Annotated in this window: 19 protein-coding genes and 1 tRNA gene; 10 read left to right on the top strand and 10 right to left on the bottom strand. The window is 42.2% G+C overall.

The window, feature by feature from the left end; all coding sequences use genetic code 11:
• Window positions 1-63: 63 nt before the first annotated feature.
• The gene (gene mtgA, locus NI467_RS04450; protein ID WP_151204867.1) at window positions 64-738 is read left to right on the top strand and encodes a monofunctional biosynthetic peptidoglycan transglycosylase; all 675 of its coding nucleotides are present in this window, start codon (window positions 64-66) and stop codon (window positions 736-738) included.
• Window positions 739-849: 111 nt separating this feature from the next.
• Entirely contained in the window at window positions 850-2,931 is a 2,082-nt protein-coding gene (ppk1, locus tag NI467_RS04445) for a polyphosphate kinase 1 (protein WP_151204866.1), read from the top strand.
• Between the two features lie 126 nt (window positions 2,932-3,057).
• Here ppk1 and oxyR read toward each other — a convergent pair whose 3' ends face one another.
• The 4 genes from oxyR to rubA form a co-directional block, all read right to left on the bottom strand.
• The gene (gene oxyR / locus NI467_RS04440) at window positions 3,058-3,966 is read right to left on the bottom strand and encodes a LysR family transcriptional regulator OxyR (protein WP_253151182.1); all 909 of its coding nucleotides are present in this window, start codon (window positions 3,964-3,966) and stop codon (window positions 3,058-3,060) included.
• Window positions 3,967-3,979: 13 nt separating this feature from the next.
• Window positions 3,980-4,918, bottom strand: a complete 939-nt coding sequence (gene estB, locus NI467_RS04435) for an esterase EstB (RefSeq protein WP_151205948.1) — start codon at window positions 4,916-4,918, stop codon at window positions 3,980-3,982.
• A 59-nt stretch (window positions 4,919-4,977) separates the two neighbouring features.
• Window positions 4,978-6,156 (bottom strand): rubredoxin reductase RubB, encoded by a 1,179-nt coding sequence (gene rubB, locus NI467_RS04430; protein ID WP_253151180.1) that lies wholly within the window; start codon window positions 6,154-6,156, stop codon window positions 4,978-4,980.
• Window positions 6,157-6,254: 98 nt separating this feature from the next.
• A complete protein-coding gene (rubA, locus tag NI467_RS04425) occupies window positions 6,255-6,419 on the bottom strand; it encodes a rubredoxin RubA (RefSeq protein WP_151203271.1) in 165 nt (54 codons plus the stop codon).
• Between the two features lie 481 nt (window positions 6,420-6,900).
• Between rubA and NI467_RS04420 the strand changes: the two genes are divergently transcribed.
• Window positions 6,901-7,443 carry an adenine phosphoribosyltransferase gene (locus NI467_RS04420; RefSeq protein ID WP_151205951.1) on the top strand — a complete coding sequence of 181 codons (543 nt, stop codon included), beginning with the start codon at window positions 6,901-6,903 and terminating at the stop codon, window positions 7,441-7,443.
• Between the two features lie 82 nt (window positions 7,444-7,525).
• Here the strand turns inward: NI467_RS04420 and NI467_RS04415 are convergent, their stop codons facing one another.
• On the bottom strand, window positions 7,526-8,020 hold the full coding sequence (locus NI467_RS04415) for a YqiA/YcfP family alpha/beta fold hydrolase (protein WP_253151178.1): 495 nt from the start codon (window positions 8,018-8,020) through the stop codon (window positions 7,526-7,528).
• 376 nt (window positions 8,021-8,396) lie between these two features.
• Here NI467_RS04415 and lysS point away from each other — a divergent pair, with 376 nt between their 5' ends.
• Entirely contained in the window at window positions 8,397-9,923 is a 1,527-nt protein-coding gene (gene lysS, locus NI467_RS04410) for a lysine--tRNA ligase (protein WP_253151176.1), read from the top strand.
• Between the two features lie 754 nt (window positions 9,924-10,677).
• Here the strand turns inward: lysS and trpS are convergent.
• Window positions 10,678-11,691, bottom strand: coding sequence for a tryptophan--tRNA ligase (gene trpS, locus NI467_RS04405; RefSeq protein WP_151203275.1), 1,014 nt, complete (start codon window positions 11,689-11,691; stop codon window positions 10,678-10,680).
• A gap of 190 nt (window positions 11,692-11,881) precedes the next feature.
• Between trpS and NI467_RS04400 the strand changes: the two genes are divergently transcribed.
• Window positions 11,882-12,808, top strand: coding sequence for a DUF808 domain-containing protein (locus tag NI467_RS04400; RefSeq protein WP_253151175.1), 927 nt, complete (start codon window positions 11,882-11,884; stop codon window positions 12,806-12,808).
• Between the two features lie 51 nt (window positions 12,809-12,859).
• Window positions 12,860-13,765, top strand: a complete 906-nt coding sequence (locus NI467_RS04395; protein WP_253151173.1) for a neutral zinc metallopeptidase — start codon at window positions 12,860-12,862, stop codon at window positions 13,763-13,765.
• Window positions 13,766-13,799: 34 nt separating this feature from the next.
• On the opposite strand, the gene NI467_RS04390 is transcribed toward NI467_RS04395, so the two are convergent.
• Window positions 13,800-14,354: a hypothetical protein gene (locus NI467_RS04390; protein ID WP_253151171.1), complete on the bottom strand. Its 555-nt coding sequence runs from the start codon at window positions 14,352-14,354 to the stop codon at window positions 13,800-13,802.
• A gap of 210 nt (window positions 14,355-14,564) precedes the next feature.
• On the opposite strand from NI467_RS04390, the gene NI467_RS04385 reads away from it, so the two are divergent.
• Together NI467_RS04385 and NI467_RS04380 are read left to right on the top strand one after the other, a co-directional pair.
• The gene (locus NI467_RS04385; RefSeq protein WP_151203279.1) at window positions 14,565-16,064 is read left to right on the top strand and encodes a sodium:proton antiporter; all 1,500 of its coding nucleotides are present in this window, start codon (window positions 14,565-14,567) and stop codon (window positions 16,062-16,064) included.
• A gap of 120 nt (window positions 16,065-16,184) precedes the next feature.
• Window positions 16,185-16,481, top strand: coding sequence for an MGMT family protein (locus NI467_RS04380; RefSeq protein WP_253151314.1), 297 nt, complete (start codon window positions 16,185-16,187; stop codon window positions 16,479-16,481).
• Between the two features lie 49 nt (window positions 16,482-16,530).
• Here the strand turns inward: NI467_RS04380 and NI467_RS04375 are convergent, their stop codons facing one another.
• On the bottom strand, window positions 16,531-16,971 hold the full coding sequence (locus NI467_RS04375) for a universal stress protein (RefSeq protein ID WP_253151170.1): 441 nt from the start codon (window positions 16,969-16,971) through the stop codon (window positions 16,531-16,533).
• A gap of 245 nt (window positions 16,972-17,216) precedes the next feature.
• Window positions 17,217-17,621 carry a hypothetical protein gene (locus NI467_RS04370; RefSeq protein WP_308729481.1) on the bottom strand — a complete coding sequence of 135 codons (405 nt, stop codon included), beginning with the start codon at window positions 17,619-17,621 and terminating at the stop codon, window positions 17,217-17,219.
• Window positions 17,622-17,795: 174 nt separating this feature from the next.
• Between NI467_RS04370 and NI467_RS04365 the strand changes: the two genes are divergently transcribed.
• Window positions 17,796-17,872: transfer RNA gene (locus tag NI467_RS04365), tRNA-Met, on the top strand.
• Between the two features lie 276 nt (window positions 17,873-18,148).
• Here the strand turns inward: NI467_RS04365 and NI467_RS04360 are convergent.
• Complete coding sequence (locus NI467_RS04360) at window positions 18,149-19,774, bottom strand: NAD+ synthase (protein ID WP_253151166.1); 1,626 nt, start codon at window positions 19,772-19,774, stop codon at window positions 18,149-18,151.
• A 1,058-nt stretch (window positions 19,775-20,832) separates the two neighbouring features.
• Here NI467_RS04360 and NI467_RS04355 point away from each other — a divergent pair.
• Window positions 20,833-21,375 carry a hypothetical protein gene (locus NI467_RS04355; protein WP_253151165.1) on the top strand — a complete coding sequence of 181 codons (543 nt, stop codon included), beginning with the start codon at window positions 20,833-20,835 and terminating at the stop codon, window positions 21,373-21,375.
• Window positions 21,376-21,704 lie beyond the last annotated feature (329 nt).

The raw sequence follows: 21,704 nt of genomic DNA, 5'->3' as shown, positions 1-21,704 counted from the left end.
ATGAGTGTATATTTCGCATAAGCTTAACACGAAAAATCAAATATTCAGGAGTAACGCACTGACATGAAAGCCTTTCTGATCCGCACGATTTTAATCATCGTCAGTGTGATTTTACTTATACAGTTGTGGATTTTTGCAAGTTTGGTCTGGTGGCGCACCAATCCGGTGAATACCACCATGATGATGCGGATTGATTACTGGACTGAGCCTTCCAAGCCCATTCAGCACCAATGGCGGCCTTATGACGAAATTAGCCTGAACCTGAAGCGTGCCATTGTTACGGTAGAAGATGGGAAGTTTATTCATCATCATGGCTTTGACTGGGATGGTATCCAGACCGCATTAAACCGTAACAAGAATGAAGGCCGCGTGGTGGCAGGGGGGTCAACCATTTCCCAGCAATTGGCAAAAAATCTTTTTTTGATAAATAAGCGTTCCTTTGTACGCAAAGGTCAGGAAGCGATTGCTACCTGGATGATGGAACGCATGTGGTCCAAGGAACGCATTCTGGAAGTCTATTTAAACTCAATCGAGTTTGGTGACAATATTTATGGGGTTGAAGCCGCGGCCAAACATTATTTTGGTAAAACGTCACAAAGCCTTAGCCGTGATCAGGCAGTTTTTCTGGCAGCGATTCTGACCAATCCAAAATACTTTCAAGACCATCGCCATTCATCGGCCCTGAAAGCACGCAAACGTATGATTCAACGCTATATGAATTATGCCGAATTACCTTAGGCCTGTAATTTGAAATAAAGCCTAATTTTTTTGGGCGTTTTTATCAAAATGACATCAAATTGAAGCATACTAAAGCAGATAAGCAAAATTTTAAAATAGCGTAGGTTTCATATGAATACGGCAGCCACAACCACTTCGGCACCGACTGAATATACATATAATGATCGTTACATTAATCGTGAATTGTCTATTCTGGACTTCCATTTACGTGTACTGGAACAGGCTGTCGATCCTTTACACCCCTTGCTCGAACGCATGAATTTCCTGCTGATTTTTTCGCGCAATCTGGATGAGTTTTTTGAAATTCGCGTTGCCGGAGTTATGGAGCAGCTTGATCTGGGTAATGAAAGTCGCAGCCCGGATGGTTTGACGCCCAAGCAGGTACTGGACCAGATTTCCAAGACGGCACATGCTGCAATTGAACGTCAATACCGTATTTTAAATGAAGAAATCTTACCAAAATTACGAGAAGAAGATATTTGTTTTCTGCGCCGTGGCGAGTTAACCCCGGCTCAATCAGCCTGGGTCAAAAAGTATTTTCAGGAGCAGGTTGCGCCTGTCCTGACCCCCATCAGTCTAGACCCGGCACATCCATTTCCTCGTCTGGTAAACAAGTCGCTGAACTTTATTGTTACGCTAGAAGGCAAAGATGCCTTTGGCCGTCAAATTGATCTGGCTGTGGTGCCTGCGCCACGTTCATTGCCGCGTGTCGTGCGTTTGCCAGATGAGCTGACAGATGGCAAGGAGCACCATGTCATGCTTTCCGCCATTATTCATGAGCATGTGTCCGATCTGTTCCCCGGTATGACCGCGACGGGATGTTATCAATTTCGCGTGACCCGTAACGCCGATCTGGCTTTAAATGAAGATGTGGAAGATTTGGCTAAAGCGCTGAAAGGCGAACTCAGCTCTCGCCGTTTTGGCCGTGCCGTACGTCTGGAAGTGACAGAAAATTGTCCGCAGCATATCTATCATTATTTGCTCAACGAATTTGATCTGGAAGAAGAGCAGCTGTATAAAGTGGCAGGGCCGGTCAATCTGGCGCGTCTGCTGTCGAATTTTAAACGTCCCCATTTACGTTATGATTCACATACTCCGATCATTCCCAAAGCACTGAGAAAATATGAAAATATTTTCAGTGCCATGCAAAAGCAGGATATCTTGCTGCATCATCCCTTTGAATCTTTTGCCCCTGTCATTTCTTTGTTGCGTGAGGCCGCGCGTGATCCGAAAGTACTAGCCATCAAACAGACATTGTATCGTAGTGGTCCCGACTCTGAAATTGTCCAGGTGCTGGCAGAGGCTGCACGAAATGGCAAAGAAGTAACTGCGGTGATTGAGCTGCGTGCTCGCTTTGATGAAGAATCCAATATTGCTGTGGCCAATGTTTTACAGGAAGCCGGGGCCGTCGTGGTCTATGGAATTGTTGGCTATAAAACCCATGCCAAAATGATTCTGGTGGTGCGCCGGGAAAATAACAAACTGGTCCGTTATGTACATCTGGGAACTGGCAACTATCATGCGGGTAATGCGCGGATCTATACCGATTACGGTTTATTGACAACGGATAAAGAACTCTGTGAAGATGTACACCGCATTTTCCAGGAACTGACCGGTATGGGGAAAATGGCCAAGCTGAAAAAGCTGCTGCATGCGCCATTCACCTTGCATGCCCAGTTAGTTAACTATATTGATAATGAAATTGCCCATGCCAAGGCAGGCAAGCCAGCGCAGATTATTGTCAAAGTCAATGCGCTTACCGAGATGCAGCTGATCAATAAGCTTTACGAAGCATCTCAGGCAGGGGTACAGATTGACCTGATTATCCGTTCAATTTGCAGCCTGCGTCCTGGCTTGGCAGGCCTGTCGGAAAATATTCGGGTACGTTCGATTGTAGGCCGCTTCCTGGAGCATACGCGGGTTTATTATTTTGCTAATAATGGCAATGCACAAATTTATTGTTCAAGTGCCGACTGGATGGATCGTAACCTGTTTAACCGGGTAGAAGCCTGCTTTCCCGTTGAAGATGAAGCCTTGAAAAAACGGATTTATCAGCAAGGTTTACTGAACTATCTGAAAGATAACCAGCAAGCCTGGCTGTTACAAGGCGATGGCACCTGGATTCGCGCCCAGCCAGCCGAAGGAGAAAAGCTGCATAATGCCCAGCGTGAACTGCTGGAAATTTTTAAATAAAGCAGCGGATAAAAAGAGATTGTAAATACAGTCTCTTTTTATCAGAGATTCTGGTTTATTAAATCTTGTTGCAATAAAAAAGGAGCGATGTAAGCTCCTTTTTATGTACAGGTAGTGAATCTTGTTTTAGTCCGCGGGGTGCTGGGTAATTTTTTGCAAAATTTGTAATAGCATGTCGAACTCGCTTTGTAGCGGTGTACTTTTGCGAGTCACTAAGGCCAAGGTCCGGCTAGGCGCCGCCTGAATGGCTTTAACTTGTAACTCAGGATTGGCCTTGATCATACTGCTATATAGCGCGATTTCAGGCAGCAAGGTAAAACCAAGATTTGCAGAAACCATTTCGATTAGTGTCGGTAAAGAGCTGGCTTTTAAACGATGATCATTTTTACGTTCGCCGATTGGACAGGCACTGAGTGCATGATCACGTAAACAGTGACCTTCTTCAAGCAGCATCAGGCGTGACAGATCCAGATTTTCTAGCTTATCTGCCTGAGCCGAAGCTTGATCAGACTTATGGTGCACCAGATACAGATTTTCTTTATTAATCTCGGCTACTTTCAGGCCGCGTGTATCAAAAGGCAGTGCCAGTACCACCATGTCCAGATTGCCGTGTTCCAGTTTCTCTACAATTTTCTCACTTTGTGCTTCATGCAGATGCAGCTGGATTTTTGGCAACTGTTTATGAACTTCATCCAGTAATTGCGACAGAATAAACGGTGCAATGGTTGGAATGATACCGAGATGCAAATCGCCGGTAAGAGGTTCACTCATCTCACGACTTAAACGCATCAAGTCCTGGGCATCAGCCAATAGAACACGAGCACGTGCAACCACTTGCTCACCAAGAGGAGTTAAACGTACATTCTGACGGTCGCGCTCAACAAGTACGCCACCCAGTAAACGCTCGAGTTCCATAATGCCACCAGACAGGGTTGACTGGGTCACAAATGAACGGCGAGCAGCTTCTGTAAAATGCAGCGTCTCTGACAGTGTTACAAGGTATGACAGCTGTCTTAGGGATGGTAATGCAGCCATAGTGTCCTAATATTTATGATTTAAAATGATCAGCAAATAATTCGCTAAGATGTGGAATAAAATGAGGAGGGATATCATGCCCCATTCCTTCAATTAATTCAAATTTAGCCCCTGGAATTGCTTTGGCAACAGCCTTGCCATGACTAGGAGGTAGCAATCGATCACGAGCCCCATGAACCACCAGGGTATCCTGCTTGATTTGCTTGTCCAGTTGCAGCAATGAACCTGTACATAATATTGCTAAAAACTGTTGAAGTACACCCGCCGGATGGTAACTCCGTTTATACAACTTGCGGGCTGTCTGAATCGCTTCCACGTGATTGACATAACCCGGCGAACCGATCAGTTTAAACAGTTTCAGGCTATGATCTACGATGCCATCTTCATCTGTTGAGGCCGGTTTGTCAATTAAACTAAAGAGCTGCTTTGGAAAAGGAGGAGGCAATAGCGGCTGGTTATTGCTGGTAAACAGCAGGCCGAGTTTCTTGACCTGCTCCGGGTGGCGGGCTGCCAGAATCTGTGCAATCATGCCGCCCATGGAAGCGCCCAGCACATAGACCTGCCCAAGCTCCAGTTTATCGATCAGCAAGCTAACATCTTCAGTCATGTCATACAGGTTATAGGGTGCTCCCTGATTGCCCAGACCGAGCATAAAACGGCTCATCATTTTAAAGGTATTCAGGCGCGGGCCTTTATGATGGATCTTGGATGACAGACCAATATCGCGGTTGTCAAAACGAACGATATAATAGCCTTGATCAATCAGCGATTTACAGAAAAAATCAGGCCAGTACAGCATCTGTGCACCGAGTCCCATAATCAGCAAAATAGGGGGGTGATCCGGTTCTCCGCCTACTTCTACATGTAATTCAATACCATTACCAAGATCAACCTTGGTTTCACGCATAAAAGATGTATAAGGGGAGTGGTTAAACTGCAGCGCACTATGCATGATAAGCTTCCTAATTAAAGGACATTTCGTTTAAAAAACGTCCTTCATATATTAAACATCTAAAGAGTTGCTGGAATCAAGTCAGGAACAAGTTTGCTCAAGGTCAGGCGTTGCTTGGCTGCTGTCGCCCCTAATAATACGAAACCACGCAATACACCCTCTACATCTATTGCTTTGGCAATCATGCCATCTTCCAGCTCTTCCGTTTCCCAAGTCACATTGACTTCAGCAGGTGCCGCTAATACGGTCAATGGTGCTGCTGGTGTTTTTACTGCAACCGGCATGGCTGGATAATGCACTGCGGTATGCTCGCCATTTAAGGTTTTGGCCAGAGCACGTGCCTGTTGCATGATGGGCATGACATAAGGCAGCAGGATGCCGTTTACTTCAGCACAGTCTCCGACAGCATAAATATCCGGCTGATTGGTTTCTAGCAGGGCATTGGTTAGAATCCCGCGACTGCTATGAATATCAGCTTTTTTCGCGACAGAAATATTTGGCTGCAAGCCTACCGCAGACAGAACCACATCGGCGACCAGTGATTGACCATTCGCCAGCGTGACCAGATAATCTGCATTGTCCATTTTGGAGACTTTCTCAACTGTGGTGCCCAGCACAAAATGTATACCTGTTTCTTCAAGATGCTGCTGGAACACTTCAGCCACATGCGCAGGTAAAAGGCGGCCCAGTGGTCGAGGTGCAAGGTCAATAACAGTCACCTGATGTTCGGTATGTTGCAGGTCATTGGCAAATTCGCAGCCAATTAGACCAGAACCTAGAATTACCACACGTTTGTTTTCACGATTGGCCAGATTTTGGCGGAATGCTTTGTAGTCGTTCAGGTTGTTAACCACATGAATTTCGTCGCTGGCATCGCCGGCAATTGCCAAACGTACTGGATTAGCCCCCACCGCCAGAACCAGTTTCGAGTAGGGTTGCAGACTTTCCTGTCCATCTTTTTCTAAGTGTAGCTGATGCTGTTCTGGGTCAATCGCTTTTACCCAGGTATGTTGCCGGATTTGCATATTGAGTTTTACCGACATTTTTTCAGCATCCCCTAAAGGAATCTGCTCAGGTGCCTTGTTCCCTGCCAGTGCATTTGAAAGAGTCGGTTTTGCATAATTGATCGCATCATCAGCACAAATCATAACAAGTTCATGGTCTGGATTAAGCTTGCGAAATTCACGTGCGACGGCATAACCGGCCATTCCGGAACCAATGATGACGATAGGATGCATAATATTCTCCAGACTTTTTAAAATTAAATTTATAAATTTATAAATTTTTTAAAGGACATAAAAAAAGACCATTCAGCATGGTCTTTAAGAGGACATGATCAGACTTCAATCATTTCGAAATCAGCTTTTGATACGCCACAATCTGGGCAAGTCCAGTCATCTGGAATATCTTCCCATTTGGTACCGGCCACAATTCCATCCTGAGGCCACCCCAGTGCTTCGTCGTAAATCCATCCACATACGATGCATTGATATTTTTTCATGTAACTCTCCAAAACTGACCAACTGTAGGAGTCAGCTAAAAACTATAACGTGCACGACTCTAAAATAATATGACTTTAATAGTGAACATATTGGGCTAAATTTTTACGCAGTTCCGTTCAGAAAGTAAAGCGAATAAGAGTTTAAACAGTGAAATTAAGATCGGAATGGCAACTCAGGCCAAATTTTATCGATGAAAGGGCTAAATCTGTATTTCAAGCATACGGTCAGAGCAGCACGATTCAGCCCAAAATCAAAACCCACCAAAGTATTCAGGAGGCTGTATATTTCTTGAAGTATTCTGGCTTGATTGATTTTTAATCAATTTGCGCGTTTTTAGAAAATATTTTTAAAAAATAAATTAAATTATTAATATCAAAATCTTATAATCTAATATTGTCTTATATTTAGGCGTTTGTCCTTGTTTGTTTTGACCCTTTAGTCTAATATACAACTATTCATTTTCATGTTTAAGAATCTCCCATGAGCAATTTGTCTACTTCATTGTGGTCTAACATTCGTACTGTTCAGGATTTCCCAAAACCGGGGATCTGTTTCTTTGACCTGACACCTTTATTCACCAGCGATATTAGTCAACTCACTGATGCGTTGATCGAGAGCATTCCAGCTGACAAACTGGCAGCAGTAGATAGCTTTTTAGCCGTAGAAGCGCGTGGCTTTGTACTGGCCAGCTTATTGGCACAGCGTACAGGCAAGGGCTTATTGTTAGTGCGTAAAGCTGGCAAGCTACCGCCTCCAGTGATTGGGGTGGGGTATAGCCTGGAGTATGGGGTGGACCGTCTGGAAATGTCTGCTGAAATTGAGCCACAAAAAATCATTATTGTAGATGATGTTCTGGCGACTGGCGGTACATTAAAGGCAGTAAATGAACTGGCTAAAAAATGTCAGCATGAAGTACTGGGTGCCAGTGTTTTCCTCGATTTGCCTGACTCGCATGCAAACCTGGGCTTAGAAATCTGGTCAGTACTGGATGATAAATCTCAACCTAAGGTTGCGGTGGCTTAAGTTAAATAGATCTGGATTTCCAGATCAAAGCTCCTCAGTCAAACCGTCCAGTTTTGGGAAGGCAGATGAACGAGGAGCTTTTTTATTGTCTGATAAAGTGCTTTTCGACTTCCTGAATCAGTTGATTGAGCTGTTCGGGGTGTGCTAGACGATGATGACCCCCTTCAATTGCCTGAATTTGCATATAGTCTTCCAGGCAGATCTGTACAGCATACATATCCAGGATCTCATCGCCCAGTTCAAGATAGGCAAACTGTGGAATATCATGCTGTAAATCCTGGTCAGAAATGATCGGATAATCATCACGGAAATTTGGTTGCAGACTCGGATTTGCTACGATACAGGGAAGTTGATGGGCCTGGGACATTTTGAGTGCCCAATATCCTCCCAGGCTGTGGCCAACCAGAATATCCGGCTTAATCATTTTAATAGTGTCATGATAAAAATCGGCCACGGAGCTATAGCTCAGATTACGGTAATCCACATCAATACAGTATTTTTGTGTTGTATTAATTGCGTGAAATTTCGAAGATTTTTTACAAGAGTCCAAGCCATGCAAAAATAAGATTTTAGACATATTTTTTACTCATTCTTATCCGACATGCCAAAGTCATTAGTTCGTGATTGAAAGATGAATTTCAATCTGGGTACTAGCTTAAAAGCTGGCAGCATAAAAAACAGTTAGCTATTGGTCTAATTTCAGGAAAGACAGCCGCCGCAATCGAGGCTGCTATTGAATATATGAAGCTTGGCTTTAATAAAAGAAGAAATCGTTTTCAAAAATGAACGAGAGCCGGACTAAAAAGCGATAAAGAGAAAAAATAAAAAGAGCTATATACTGCAAATTTTCTTCAGAAAAGCCAATTCCCCCCAGTCTTTAAGCTACGATTCGACCGGGGAATCTGCTATTCTATGTAACTTCTATTTTTCAACTATTTTTATTCGAGGCAGAGATGACGCAAAATAACGCTCAATCGACTTCTGAACAAATCATTTCCGAAAACGATTTAATTGCACAGCGTCATGCCAAGTTAAAGCAAATCGAAAGCCAAGCTCAAGAAAATGGCAAGAGTCCGTGGCCAAATACCTTTAAGCGCGAGCATTATGCACAAGATTTGCAAATCCAGTTTGCTGATAAATCTAAAGAAGAAATTGAAGCTGCTGAAAAGGTATATGTCAAAGTTGCGGGCCGTGTAATGTTAAACCGTGGATCATTCATCGTGATCCAGGACATGACCGGTCGTATCCAGCTATATGTTGCCCGTAAAGAGCTGTCTGCAGATGTACTGGCCACCATCAAAGGACTTGATCTGGGGGATATCATCGCAGTAGAAGGCTATATTGGCCGTTCTGGAAAAGGCGATCTCTATGTTCATATCGAACAATTTGAATTATTGACCAAATCTCTGCGTCCACTTCCAGACAAATTTCATGGTCTGAATGATACTGAAGTTAAGTATCGCAAACGTTATCTTGACCTGATCGTTAACGAAGAAACACGTAAAGCCTTTGAAATTCGGGCCAAGGTGGTTTCAGGGATTCGTGCCTTCCTGACTGAAAAACGTTATATGGAAGTCGAAACACCAATGATGCACGTGATTCCAGGCGGAGCATCTGCACGTCCGTTTGAAACCCATCACAACGCCCTGGATATGCCGCTGTTCTTGCGTATTGCGCCTGAGCTGTACTTAAAGCGTTTGGTGGTCGGTGGTTTTGAGCGTGTGTTTGAAATTAACCGCAACTTCCGTAATGAAGGGGTGTCGACACGTCATAATCCGGAATTCACCATGATCGAATTCTACCAGGCGTATGCAGATTATAAAGACCTGATGGAATTGACCGAACAAATGCTGGAAAAGCTGGCAATTGATATTCTGGGTACAACTGATGTGCCTTATGGTGATGAAGTTTATAACTTCAAAGGACCATTCAAGAAAATTTCGATGTTCGATGCCATTCTTGAGCACAATCCGCAATTCACGCCTGAAAATGTCAATGATCGTGAGTTCTTGGCAAAATTTGTTCAGGAAGAACTAAAAGAGCAGGTGAAACCTGGTTTTGGTTTGGGTAAGCTACAAACAATTGTGTTTGAAGAAACCGTTGAAACTAAACTGCGTCAGCCGACTTTTATTACGGAATATCCAGCGGAAACCTCTCCATTGGCACGTCGTAATGATGATAATCCACATATTACGGACCGTTTTGAATTCTTTATTGGTGGTCGTGAGCTGGCCAATGGTTTCTCGGAGTTAAACGACCCGATTGACCAGGCAGAACGCTTCCAGGCACAGGTGGCTGAGAAAGATGCTGGCGATGATGAAGCCATGCACTATGATGCTGACTTTATTGAAGCGCTGGAATATGGCTTGCCTCCAACTGCAGGTGAAGGAATTGGAATTGACCGTCTGGTTATGTTGTTCGCCAATGCGCCAAGTATCCGCGATGTGATTTTATTCCCGCATATGCGTCATAAAAATTAATAGCTGATCTACCCTAATAACCCACCTTCGCGTGGGTTATTTTTTTGGAAAATAGGGCTTGTTGCCTGAGTAAAAAAACCACAGTTGAATCGCTGGAAATTAACATGAGCGATTATGGTGAAGCTGAAAAATGATTTCCGCAGGTGCTGAGATTCGTTTTGAGCGGATGAACCGTTTATCAGGACGTCTTGTTGGCTAAGGTGAGCCGGAGCGTGGCGTGGAAAACAATGCCGCCTTTGCTTTTGATTGAAATGAAGGCACTTGATCTCATGCTATTGTATTCGTCAGGATATGCTACTTAAAATGAATGCTTGGCTCGGTGATTCTGACGTCAATAGCCGGATAGCGGAGTATCTTCAGGTATTGAAACTCCTTTAGAAGGTGGTTTATTTAAGTATTAACTCTAAGACTTGAGCTTTAAAAATCCTGCCAACCGGGCGGGATTTTTTAGCCCATCCACGCCTATAAAAATAACAGACAAAAAAAACGCAATGATTGGGGTTGTCATTGCGTAGAAAAAGGAATGTCCTTTTAAACAAACCAAAATTAACTGTGGAGAGAGTTAAGCTTGATTCCTTCTATGTGATTTATAGTAAAGCCCAACCTAAGATGACTCATCAGTATTCATGTTAATAGATGTTAAATAAGGTAAAAATTATGGAGAATATGTGGGTAAACCCATAGCTCAGTGGTGATTTAGGCGGTAAAAAAGCCCTTCTTGAGGAAGAGCTTTTCTTTCAACCTGCAACATGAATTAGAAACGGAATACGCCTAGGCCTGCTTTTACTTCATCTAGTGTGGCCTGAGTAATATCACGGCATTTGTCTGTACCGGTTTTCAGGATATCCATGATGTAATCCGGATCTTTCGCTAGCTCTATCCGGCGTTCGCGGATCGGACCGATCAATTCTTTAAGAATCCCTTCCAGACGCTTTTTCACGGTGCCATCGCCCAAGCCACCACGACGATAATGCGCTTTTAACTCTTCCAGTTCTTCTTTATTTGGGTCAAACGCATCCAGATAAGTAAATACGATATTACCTTCCACTTGGCCCGGATCTTCAATACGCAGATGGTTTGGATCGGTATACATGGCATTTACGGCTTTTTTAATGTCTTTATCAGAAGCATCTAGCACAATGGTATTACCCAGAGATTTTGACATTTTCGCTTTGCCGTCAAAACCTGGTAAGCGGCTCATGTTGGACAGCAGAGCTTTACATTCAGGTAAGAGTTCATGACCAATCTGGCGGTTCAAACGACGTACGATTTCGTTGGTCTGTTCGATCATCGGAATCTGATCTTCACCGACTGGAACGACAGTGGCCTTAAATGCGGTAATATCGGCCGCTTGAGCTACCGGGTAGCACAGGAAACCTGCCGGAATATCACGTTCAAAACCACGCAGCTGGATTTCAGCTTTAATGGTTGGGTTACGCTCCAGACGGGAAACTGTCACAAAGTTTAAATACAGCATGGTCAGTTCATTCAAGGCTGGTAAGCATGACTGAACACAAATTGTGGTTTTGGTCGGATCAATTCCGACTGCCAGATAATCCGTTGCGACTTCAATAATATTGCGGCGTACTTTTTCAAAGTTATCTGCATTATCGGTCAGAGCTTGAGCATCAGCGAGTAATAAATGCTGGTGATGAGAGTCTTGCAAGCCGACACGTGAGCGTAATGAACCGACAAAGTGACCGAGGTGAAGTTGTCCGGTAGGACGGTCGCCAGTCAGGATCACTGGACGATTATCTTGATTACTCATTTTTTATTCCAAAAGGGTAGTCAGTATGACTTCTAAATATGAATGAATGGCAATATTGTACGGCATTCTGTTTTTGAATGTCAGCCACTAAAAAGCCTGAATAAAAAAATCTTATTAATTAAACAAGTGAATACAATCTTTTTTTAGAATTGTGATTAAAATAATTTGAAATAGGATAAGGATAATAAATATGGCGAGCAGTTTACTTATATTATTAGATGATATTGCTACGGTCCTGGATGATGTGGCTGTCATGAGCAAAATGGCAGCGAAAAAAACGGCAGGGGTGTTGGGAGATGATTTAGCTCTCAATGCGCAACAAGTCAGTGGGGTACGTTCAGACCGTGAACTTCCGGTGGTGTGGTCTGTTGCCAAAGGTTCATTTGTCAATAAGCTTATTCTTGTTCCTGCTGCCCTGCTGATTAGTGTAGTGGCTCCCTGGCTGATTACACCACTGCTAATGATAGGTGGCTTATTTCTTTGTTATGAGGGCGTGGAAAAAGTCCTGCATAGCATACAGCACAAAAAAGCCAAAACCAGAGAAGCTGCTAGCCAAGAATTAGCCACCATAGAAACCGATCTGGTGACGTTTGAAAAAGACAAAATTAAAGGGGCGGTACGAACAGATTTTATTTTGTCTGCGGAAATTGTGGTGATTTCATTAGGAACAGTGGCTACAGCTACTTTTGGTACCAAAGTGATGGTGCTGTCAGTCATTGCAATTTTGATGACCGTCGGTGTGTATGGTTTTGTGGCAATGATTGTCAAAATTGATGATTTAGGGCTGTATTTAACAGAGCAAGCCTCTTCAGTAAAGCAAAGTATTGGGCGTGGCTTATTGGCTTTTGCACCAAAACTGATGAAGACCCTAACTATTGTAGGCACCATCGCCATGTTTTTGGTAGGTGGTGGCATTATTAGTCACGGGGTACCTTTATTACATCATTTCATGGAAGGCTCGGTTGATTATGCTGAGCATATTCCAACGGTGGGTACTATTGTGGGAGCATTAACACCGACCTTGATTAACTTGGTGATTGGCTTTATAGCTGGCTTGGTTGTACTGGGTGTGGTGGCTGGGATTCAGAAAATTTGGCCCAAATCAAAACAAGCATAATCCTTATAAATTCGATAACATACAGTGAATTAGAAAAAAAGGAAAATTCCTATGCGCTGGAAAGGACGTCGTGTCAGTACGAATGTGGAAGACCGTCGCGGTGGTGGTGGGGCTAAAGCGGGCGGCATCAGTATTTTAGGGTTGATAGTGGCTTTTGTGGCATGGAAATTCTTTGGTGTTGATCCTCAACAAGCCTATCAAGCCACCAAGCAAGTAACCTCCCAATCCCAGCCGGCTGAAACCCAAGGCTTGGAGCATCCTACGCCTGAGCAGCAGGAAGCGATAGATTTTGTGGGCACTGTGCTGGCCGATACTGAGGATACCTGGAATCAGGTATTTCAGCAGCAGCTGAATCAACAATATGTGCCGCCGAAACTGGTGCTTTTTAATGGGGTGGTGAATTCAGGTTGTGGTACTGCACAATCTGCCATGGGACCATTTTATTGTCCGGCCGACCAGAAGGTTTATATTGATACAGCATTCTTTAAAGATATGCGTACCCAGATGGGCATTAGTGGTGAACAGAATACTACCGAGCTGTCTAGTACGGATCAGGCGGGCGACTTTGCCCAAGCCTATGTAGTGGCTCATGAAGTGGGACACCATATTCAAACCATTTTAGGTATTTCCTCCCAGGTTCAGCAGGCGCGCCGTCAAAGCAGTGAAGTTGAGGGTAATCAGCTTTCAGTACGACAGGAATTACAGGCTGATTGCCTGGCGGGTGTATGGGCGCATCATAATCAGCAGCGCACCCAGTTTCTTGAGGCAGGAGATGTGGAAGAAGCGATGGACGCAGCACATAAAATTGGCGATGACTATTTACAAAAGCGGGCACGTGGACAAGTAGTCCCTGATAGTTTTACGCATGGTAGCAGTGCACAGCGTGTACACTGGTTTAATACCGGTCTGAAATCTGGTCAACTGGCCAACTGTGATACCTTTAATCAGGCGATCTAATGACGAAGAGCAAGGGAATGCTGATTCCCTTGTTTCATTTGTTGAGAAACTGCCGGAAGTTTCTTAAAATTTTCAGACTTACAAATAGAGCGGCCAAAGCAAATAAAGCCACCACTACGACGATAAACTTTAAATGATAAATATCATTTTTATAAAACTGCTGTAGCTCCTGCGGAGAGTAATTAAAGTGACTCACCTGACCACTGCGGCTCTCCCGGTACTGAATATTTTTAATATAGAAAAAATTACCGGCTTTAATTAAATCAATAGTCTGAATCTGACGGGTGTGCGACTGGTTATAATCATCCGTACATAAAGCCGGATAATGATCACAACTGATTTTGGCAATATAACCATTTCCGGCGATCAAAATAAAAATCGTATTGTCCGGTTTTTGATTATTGGACAGCAGCACGTACTGGGTGTGAGGATCACTTTTCAAGGAAAGAGGGGTGGCTTGCTGATAGTGCTGTTCTGCATTCATGATGTCCCGGACCTTGATAAAACAGGTCAAAACAAGGGAAAGCGTAACAATAAAAATAACCGTAGCAAAACACAGGCGAAAGATGGTTTTAACAGTTTGATGCATGGGAGAAGATTTCAAAACAGAAGGAAAGTAAAGAGGTGTTCTAGGGTGTATATTAAATCGGCATTTGTAAGAATTGCAAAAAAACTTAACTCAATTTTCAATAAAAGCAGATTAAACTTGTTTTGTTAAAATATTTTGCTTTTTCAATTTTTATTTCAAGTGAACCCGCGACCTAGTATTGCCTGATTTTGCCATCATTTAGGACACCGAATGGGAAGTTTCTTTTTTCTACAACTTTTGACAGTGGTTTTTGCGCTGTCAATTGCCACCACCATGTTCAACAAGCGTGTTTTAGGTTTTCCTCAGGCGATTGGTGTTCCGATTGTATCGGCAATTTTTGTCTTTATCTTGCAATGGGGTGCCAGCCTTTTGCACGGCAATCCATTTTTCAGTATCAATATTGAAAATATCGAGCAGGCAGTTCGAAATGTTGATTTTTATGATTTTCTGATCAATGGAGTAATCTGTTTTATTTTAACTTCTTCGGCACTGAAGTTTAAGGTATCCGATCTGCAAAATCATTGGCGGCCGATAGGAATTCTTGCCAGTCTGGCCTTGGTATTTTGTGCAGTCCTGTTTGGTACGCTCTTATATGGTTATCAATTCTTAATTGGCAAGCATGTTGATTTGCTGGTATTACTTTTACTGGGGGCGGCTTTAGGGGCGACCGACCCGATTGGTATCAAAGGTGTATTGAGTTCGGTACGGGCACCGCATCATTTAATTGTGAAACTGGAAGGCGAATCCCTGTTTAATGATGCAATGTGTATTGCCTTATTCATGACTTTGTTAAATGTCTTACAGGGCGAAAACTTTACCTTGGTCGGCGTATTACAGACCCTGTTCTATGAAATTGTCGTGGCGGTGCTAATTGGCCTGATCTTTGGTGCAGCCATTTTACGTTTGTTGCGTGGCAAGCATGAGATGGAATCTTTAATTTTGACCACAGCCTTATTGGCCTGTGGTTCCTATCTGGTTGCTTTGCTGGCTCATGCATCGGCACCAATTGCCTGTGTTATTGGGGGGTTGATTGTCGGAAATAAATGGAAGGAAATTCTGGCGTATGCCGAAATCGAGGATGTCAATCACTTCTGGCACACCGTTGAAGGCATTATCAATTCTTTCCTGTTTACTTTAATTGGACTAGAACTTTTTATTCTCGACCTGAGTGCTAGTCTGGTACTGGGTGGAATTGTCGCCTTTATCATTCTGCATCTGACCCGGTTTGCTGCGAATCATCTGGCCTTTGCCTTATTTCCAAAAATAAGCAAGAAAAGCTATAACGGCAGTTTAACCATTCTGTCTTGGGGTGGCGTACGTGGCGGGATCTCCCTAGCCTTGATTCTTGCTGTTGCCAATATTCCTCAGCTGGAAGCTTATAGCAGTATTCTGGTAGGTTATACTTTTATTGCCGTATTACTTTCAGGGGTGGTCTGTGGTTTGGGTCTACCTGCCGTCATGAATGCTTTTTATTATAATCCCTATGAAGAGACTCAAGGCTTTAAGGGCTGGTATCAACGAATGTGCCATAAGTTGAACCGTAAGGGGTTCAAATACATCGTAGGGGAAGATGAATATGGCAATGAAACCATTACCATCTATCAGCCTGAAGTGCTGATTGATCAAAAAGATGCTGATGGCGTGACCAGTGTACATCATCCTGAAAAAGCACAGGAAGTGAAACGTCTGGAAAATCCGGATAATTTCTAGTATGGCATCGCTCAACAGGAATAGTCTGACTCTTGAAGACTTGCGAAGTGTTATTAAAATGAGATTGTTGTTGAGTCACCTAATACCATGAAAAGTCAGGCAAGCCGGGAAATGGCGGAGATGATTCTGGCGGTAATCAGTCAAATTCCTTATGGCAGAGTTGCGACGTATGGACAGATTGCAAAACTGGCAGGCTTAGCCAAACATGCTCGTCTGGTCGGTAAGGTATTAAGTCAGTTGGATGAAGGTACAGATCTACCTTGGTATCGTGTCATTAATGCGCAAGGAAAATTAAGCTTAAACAAACTGGATGCCAAAGGTCAGAATACTCAGCAGCTTCGGTTAAGTCAGGAAGGAATTTTTGTGAATCAGGGTAAAGTGAATTTAAAACAATATCAGTGGGATGGCTGGAGTTAAAAATAAAATTCCTCACTTTCGGAAAAATGAGGAATGAAGGAAAAATAATTTATTTACGCACCACCATCACCGGAATATCTGCTTGACCCAACACACTTTGCGCTACGCTGCCCAAGAACAGTTTCTTGAAGCCGGTACGGCCATGTGAACCAATCACGATCAGGTCAGCATTTAAAGACTGAGCTGCCTTAGCGATTTCACTATAAATCACTTGGCCTTCGAGCAGTTGAGTTTCGACGTCCAAACCTGCATTAGAGAACCTGGCTTTTGCTTCTTCCAGCGTTTTAAGAATAGAAGTACGGGCACGTTCAATCAGGTCATTGGTTTGTGCGGCTGTAATATATTCAGCGGCGATATAAGGATCCAGAGCAAGTACTTGTACAACCGTAACTTTACTATTAAAGGCTTTAGCAAGTTCTACTGCCTTGTCCACTGCTGCATATGATATTTCTGAGCCGTCGATTGGTACTAAAATATGTTCAAATGACACGAGAATTCTCCTTGTGAGAAATAAAGTCTTATAAAAATGTGACGCCTTAAAACGGGTACGAATTGTTGTTTATACTTTGATCATAGCCTGTATTTTATAAAAATAAAACCAAGTAAATACATAGGTATAACGTCTAATAGACTAAAGGCTTATTTTTTAAAAAAATGTATTTTCCCCAGCACTTATTTTTGATCCGGATCAAGGTTGTGGCGTTCAAGAGCAAGTGAATAGAAGCTACTCGACTCTCACTCACATTGCACGGCATTCAGATCAAGTTTGATCTTGGGCGCAAGCTGTTCGTAACGCTGTAAAATCATGGCCGTTTCATCTCCATGAATCTTCTCTTGTAACTGCTGGATTTTATGTTCGCTTACAGAACGACCGGCACAATATAAAGCAATCTGATTTTCCTGAGTGATGGTCCATTGTTTGCTCTGATCATACTCGGCAAAGCGGTTGATTTTTTGTTGGGCTTTGCTCAATTGTACCAAGGCACGTTTTTGCTGCATGCTTAAGAGTTGATGATGATTGATCCATTGCGCTACGTCACGTCTCACTCCATTGTAATCAACAAAAAGAGGCGAAATGATCTGGCAGGCAGTGAGACTCGTCAGACTGAGGAGGAGAATAAGGATTTTCATTTTATTCATTGAATAAAGCCTCTGTGACTTAAATGGTGTTATGGCTATATGTATTAAACTGTATAGAAACTTTTTTGGCTAAAGTTTAAATGTTCAGTATTTATTTGCGTAAAGACTGAACATTTGTGTTTGAAAATGCTTGACGGTAGCTGTAGAACTAACGATAATGCGCACACAGTTTATGGCTATGTAGCTCAGTTGGTTAGAGCACCGCACTCATAATGCGGGGGTCACAGGTTCAAGTCCCGTCATAGCCACCATTTTAAAGACCAAGCTCTCAGCTTGGTCTCTTTTTTTCTAGTTCAAAATATAATTAAAAATTTCACTTAACTTTTAACATTATTTAAAAAAATAACTTCTAACTTCTAACTTCTAACTTCTAACTTCTAACTTCTAACTTCTAACTTCTAACTTCTAACTTCTAACTTCTAACTTCTAACTTCTGTTTTGTTGTATTTAGCTTATTGAATTTTCTATCATAAAAAAATCGCCCAAGTCGAAGACCAGAGCGATTTAAAGTATCTAACAATGGTATTTTAAATACCTGCTTTCCAGCCATTTACGATTGGATAACGGCGTTCACGACCATAGGAGCGTGAACTGATACGAGGGCCAATTGCGGCTTGACGGCGTTTATATTCATTCACATCCACCAAACGAATGATTCTTTTCACAACTTCGGCATCAAAGCCTTTGGAAATAATATCATCCTGGCTCGAATCTTCTTCAATATATGAGTATAGAATAGCATCCAGAATTTCATATGGCGGCAAGGAGTCTTGATCAACCTGATCTGGACGCAGCTCGGCTGAAGGTGGACGTGTGATTACGCGCTCAGGAATAACCGGTGTTTCCGAAATGCTGTTACGGTATTTTGCTAGTTCAAACACAATGGTCTTATACACATCTTTCAGAACAGCAAACCCGCCGACCATATCACCATATAAAGTACAATAACCTACAGCCAGTTCAGATTTGTTGCCGGTGGCCAGTACGAGATTGCCAAACTTATTAGATAAAGCCATCAGCAAGGTGCCGCGAGTACGGGCCTGCAGGTTTTCTTCAGTGGTATCTGCCGGAGCATTGCCAAAAAATGGATACAAGGTTTGCATAAAACTGTTAACCACTGGATTGATTTCGGCAATCCCAAAGGTCACCCCCATACTTTTCGCCTGTTCCGCCGCATCTTCGACACTAATTTGGGCGGTATAGGTATAAGGCATCATTACTGCTTGAACCTTGTCCGGGCCAATTGCATCCGCTGCAATTGCCAAAGTCAGGGCAGAATCAATCCCGCCGGAGAGGCCTAAAATCACTCCAGGAAAACCTGAACGCTGGACATAATCGCGTGTGGCCATCACCAGACTTTGATAAATCTCAGCCATGGTGTCTAAAGTCGGGGTAATGGCCCCTTTGCTGAACTTTAACTGTTCAGCGTCGAAGTCTGCAATGTATAACCCAGCTTCAAAGCTTGGTGCCTGCAAAGCCACATCACCTGATTTATTCAGTATGAAACTGGTTCCGTCAAAAATCAGATCCTCCTGCCCACCCACTTGGTTACAGTACACCAGATTGATATTCAGCTGTTTTACCAGTGCAGTCATGGTGTCAATACGGTGCTGTGGCTTGCCTACTTCGTAGGGAGACGCATTCAGTACCAAGGCAGTATCAATATTTAACTGTGCCAGTTGCTGTACTGTAGATAAGGACCAGATATCTTCACAAATCAATACGCCAAATTTATGTTCAAGATATTCAAATACCAGATGCTGATGACCTTGTTCAAAGTAGCGCTTTTCATCAAATACACTATAGTTTGGTAAGGTCTGTTTGTTGTAAATTCCTAATACTTCACCATCTTTCATGACGGCCGCAGCATTATAGCGCTGACCCTCTTCAGATTGATTGACAAAACCAAAGACCATCACAATATCTTTGACTTCGCTAAGTTTTTCAAAAGCCTGTTGAGTACGTTTGGCCAGACTTGGGCGAATTAATAAATCTTCTGCCGGATAGCCCAGAGTGGCGAGTTCAGGGAAAATAATCAGATCAGCTTTATCTTTTTTAGCCTGATTGGCCTGATCAATGATGGCCTGCGTATTTGCATCTAGATTGCCAACATGTGGAGAGAATTGAGCAATGGCAATTTTAAAACTTTTCATTCCAATTAAATCCTATTCCTATAGGTTAATACACTAAATTACTGATTTTTATAATTCTACTTATCCAGCTGAGTGCAGTTCGATACTAGCAAAAGCCAAATGGCCAAAATAAAAACGTCATTATCTCGCATAATCGTTACATTTTGATTTGCGAACTAAAAATATCATACTTGAGGTATTTTATCGCAATTTGGTTGAGAAGCTAGCGCTGATTTAAGAGAATTGCTGCCGATATGCAACGTTATTATAAAAAATCATTTGAATTGTTGTTTTTTTGCACCTTAATGGTAGACCGTTGAGAGCAATGGTGGTTGTGCAGACTTTTATTTAAACTGCTCTTAATTAATCTGAATCAGGGATAAGAAATTGACTTGAAAAAGATGGCAGAAAACTCTTGCGGAGGTATCACACAACCTATGCTTTCAGTCACGATGTTCGATTTTAAGCATTCACTCTGTGTTATTGATGACTTTTTTCAAAAAGCGAAGCAGAGGGACGATTGAAACCTCAAGAAAGTTCAATGGGATGGTTGTTTGGCTGCAAGCTGTATCTAATCATGAAACAATGAGGAGATATTGTAAGTACGGTTTTATGAATACGCATACAGCAGCCATGAAAATAGGTGAACAGTGGAGAGGGGAGGATTAAAAGCAAAGCTCTATGCTAATTGTGGCGCTATGATTCAGAAATTAAAGAACAGATAAGAATTACAAGGTATTGATTTAATTATCTATCAGCGGAAGAAAATAGAATCTATTCAACTCCCTATATCAGATGAATATCACTTAAAGCAGTCTAACAAAATAGAAAATTATTCAGCTTATTACAAGAGAAATATAATTTCATCAGCAGTAAAGTGAGAGCTATTGATGGAGACGGAGCTGGATGTTATACATCTTGTTTATGTGCTTACTGATTATGCCATCAAGCTAAGCCAAGCATTCAAGTAATGCAATCTTGGTTTAGGTGGGATTCGAGTTATACTAAGATGCTAGTGGGTAGCTCAATGATTGCCATTCAATGAGTTTCGGTGTGCTGCCAATGAAAATTGGTTAAACATGGGTCACGATGCTTTTATGAAAAATGCATTTATAAGGTTATTTAAAAGTATTGTTAAGTACTCAATTTATTTTTTTTATAATTGGTTAAATATAAAGGAATTTCAATATAGAGGTCTAACTGAGGGCGAAGTAAATATTGCGAAAAAAGTATTTCATAATCTTATTAATTATAATGATGTGAAGATTTTTAATATACGTTATTTACCTTGGCAGCCTAAAAGCATATTGATGGCTCCAAATGGCAGGATATTTGTAAATCAAGAGTTGTTCGTCAAAGATTATTCTGAATGTTCAATTGCTATGCAAGGTGTATTTATCCATGAACTTGCCCATATACTTCAATATCAAAAACATAAGAATGTAGTGCTAAGAGGCTTTATTTTACAAAGTGCTTATTATCTTAGTTTTAAGCTATATAATCCATATAAATATAAATTGATCGAAGGCAAGCTTTTTGAGCAATATAATATTGAGCAACAAGGTGATATTGCACGGGATATTTTTTTTGAAAAAATTCCTAATATTATTATTCAAAACTAGAGTAGATTATCAATGAAGCCAGACCATTGTTGAAGCCAGATAAAGCAATCACGGTATAGAGCTGTTTCAATAAATAATCGGTTATCTTTGGCAGTTATTCCAATGCTACCTGCTCATCTAGCTAATAGACTTTAATCTACTTCCACTGATTATCTCTTAATATATGGCGTTGAGTCATAAAAGAATAATAAGGAGTGATCAGATATTCTCAAGACAATTTATGACAGCCCTTAATCAGTAGATTTCTTTCATAAGTCATTTTTTACTCAGCTCCAAGTTATAGATTCCCGCAATTAAATTGAATCTTAATCCCAGTCTTTTGCCTCGAT

The organism is Acinetobacter sp. S4397-1, assembly GCF_024129285.1.
Taxonomy (GTDB): Bacteria; Pseudomonadota; Gammaproteobacteria; order Pseudomonadales; family Moraxellaceae; genus Acinetobacter; species Acinetobacter lwoffii_C.
The sequence above is the reverse complement of the archived record's forward strand: the minus strand, read 5'-3'. Positions and strand labels throughout refer to the sequence as shown.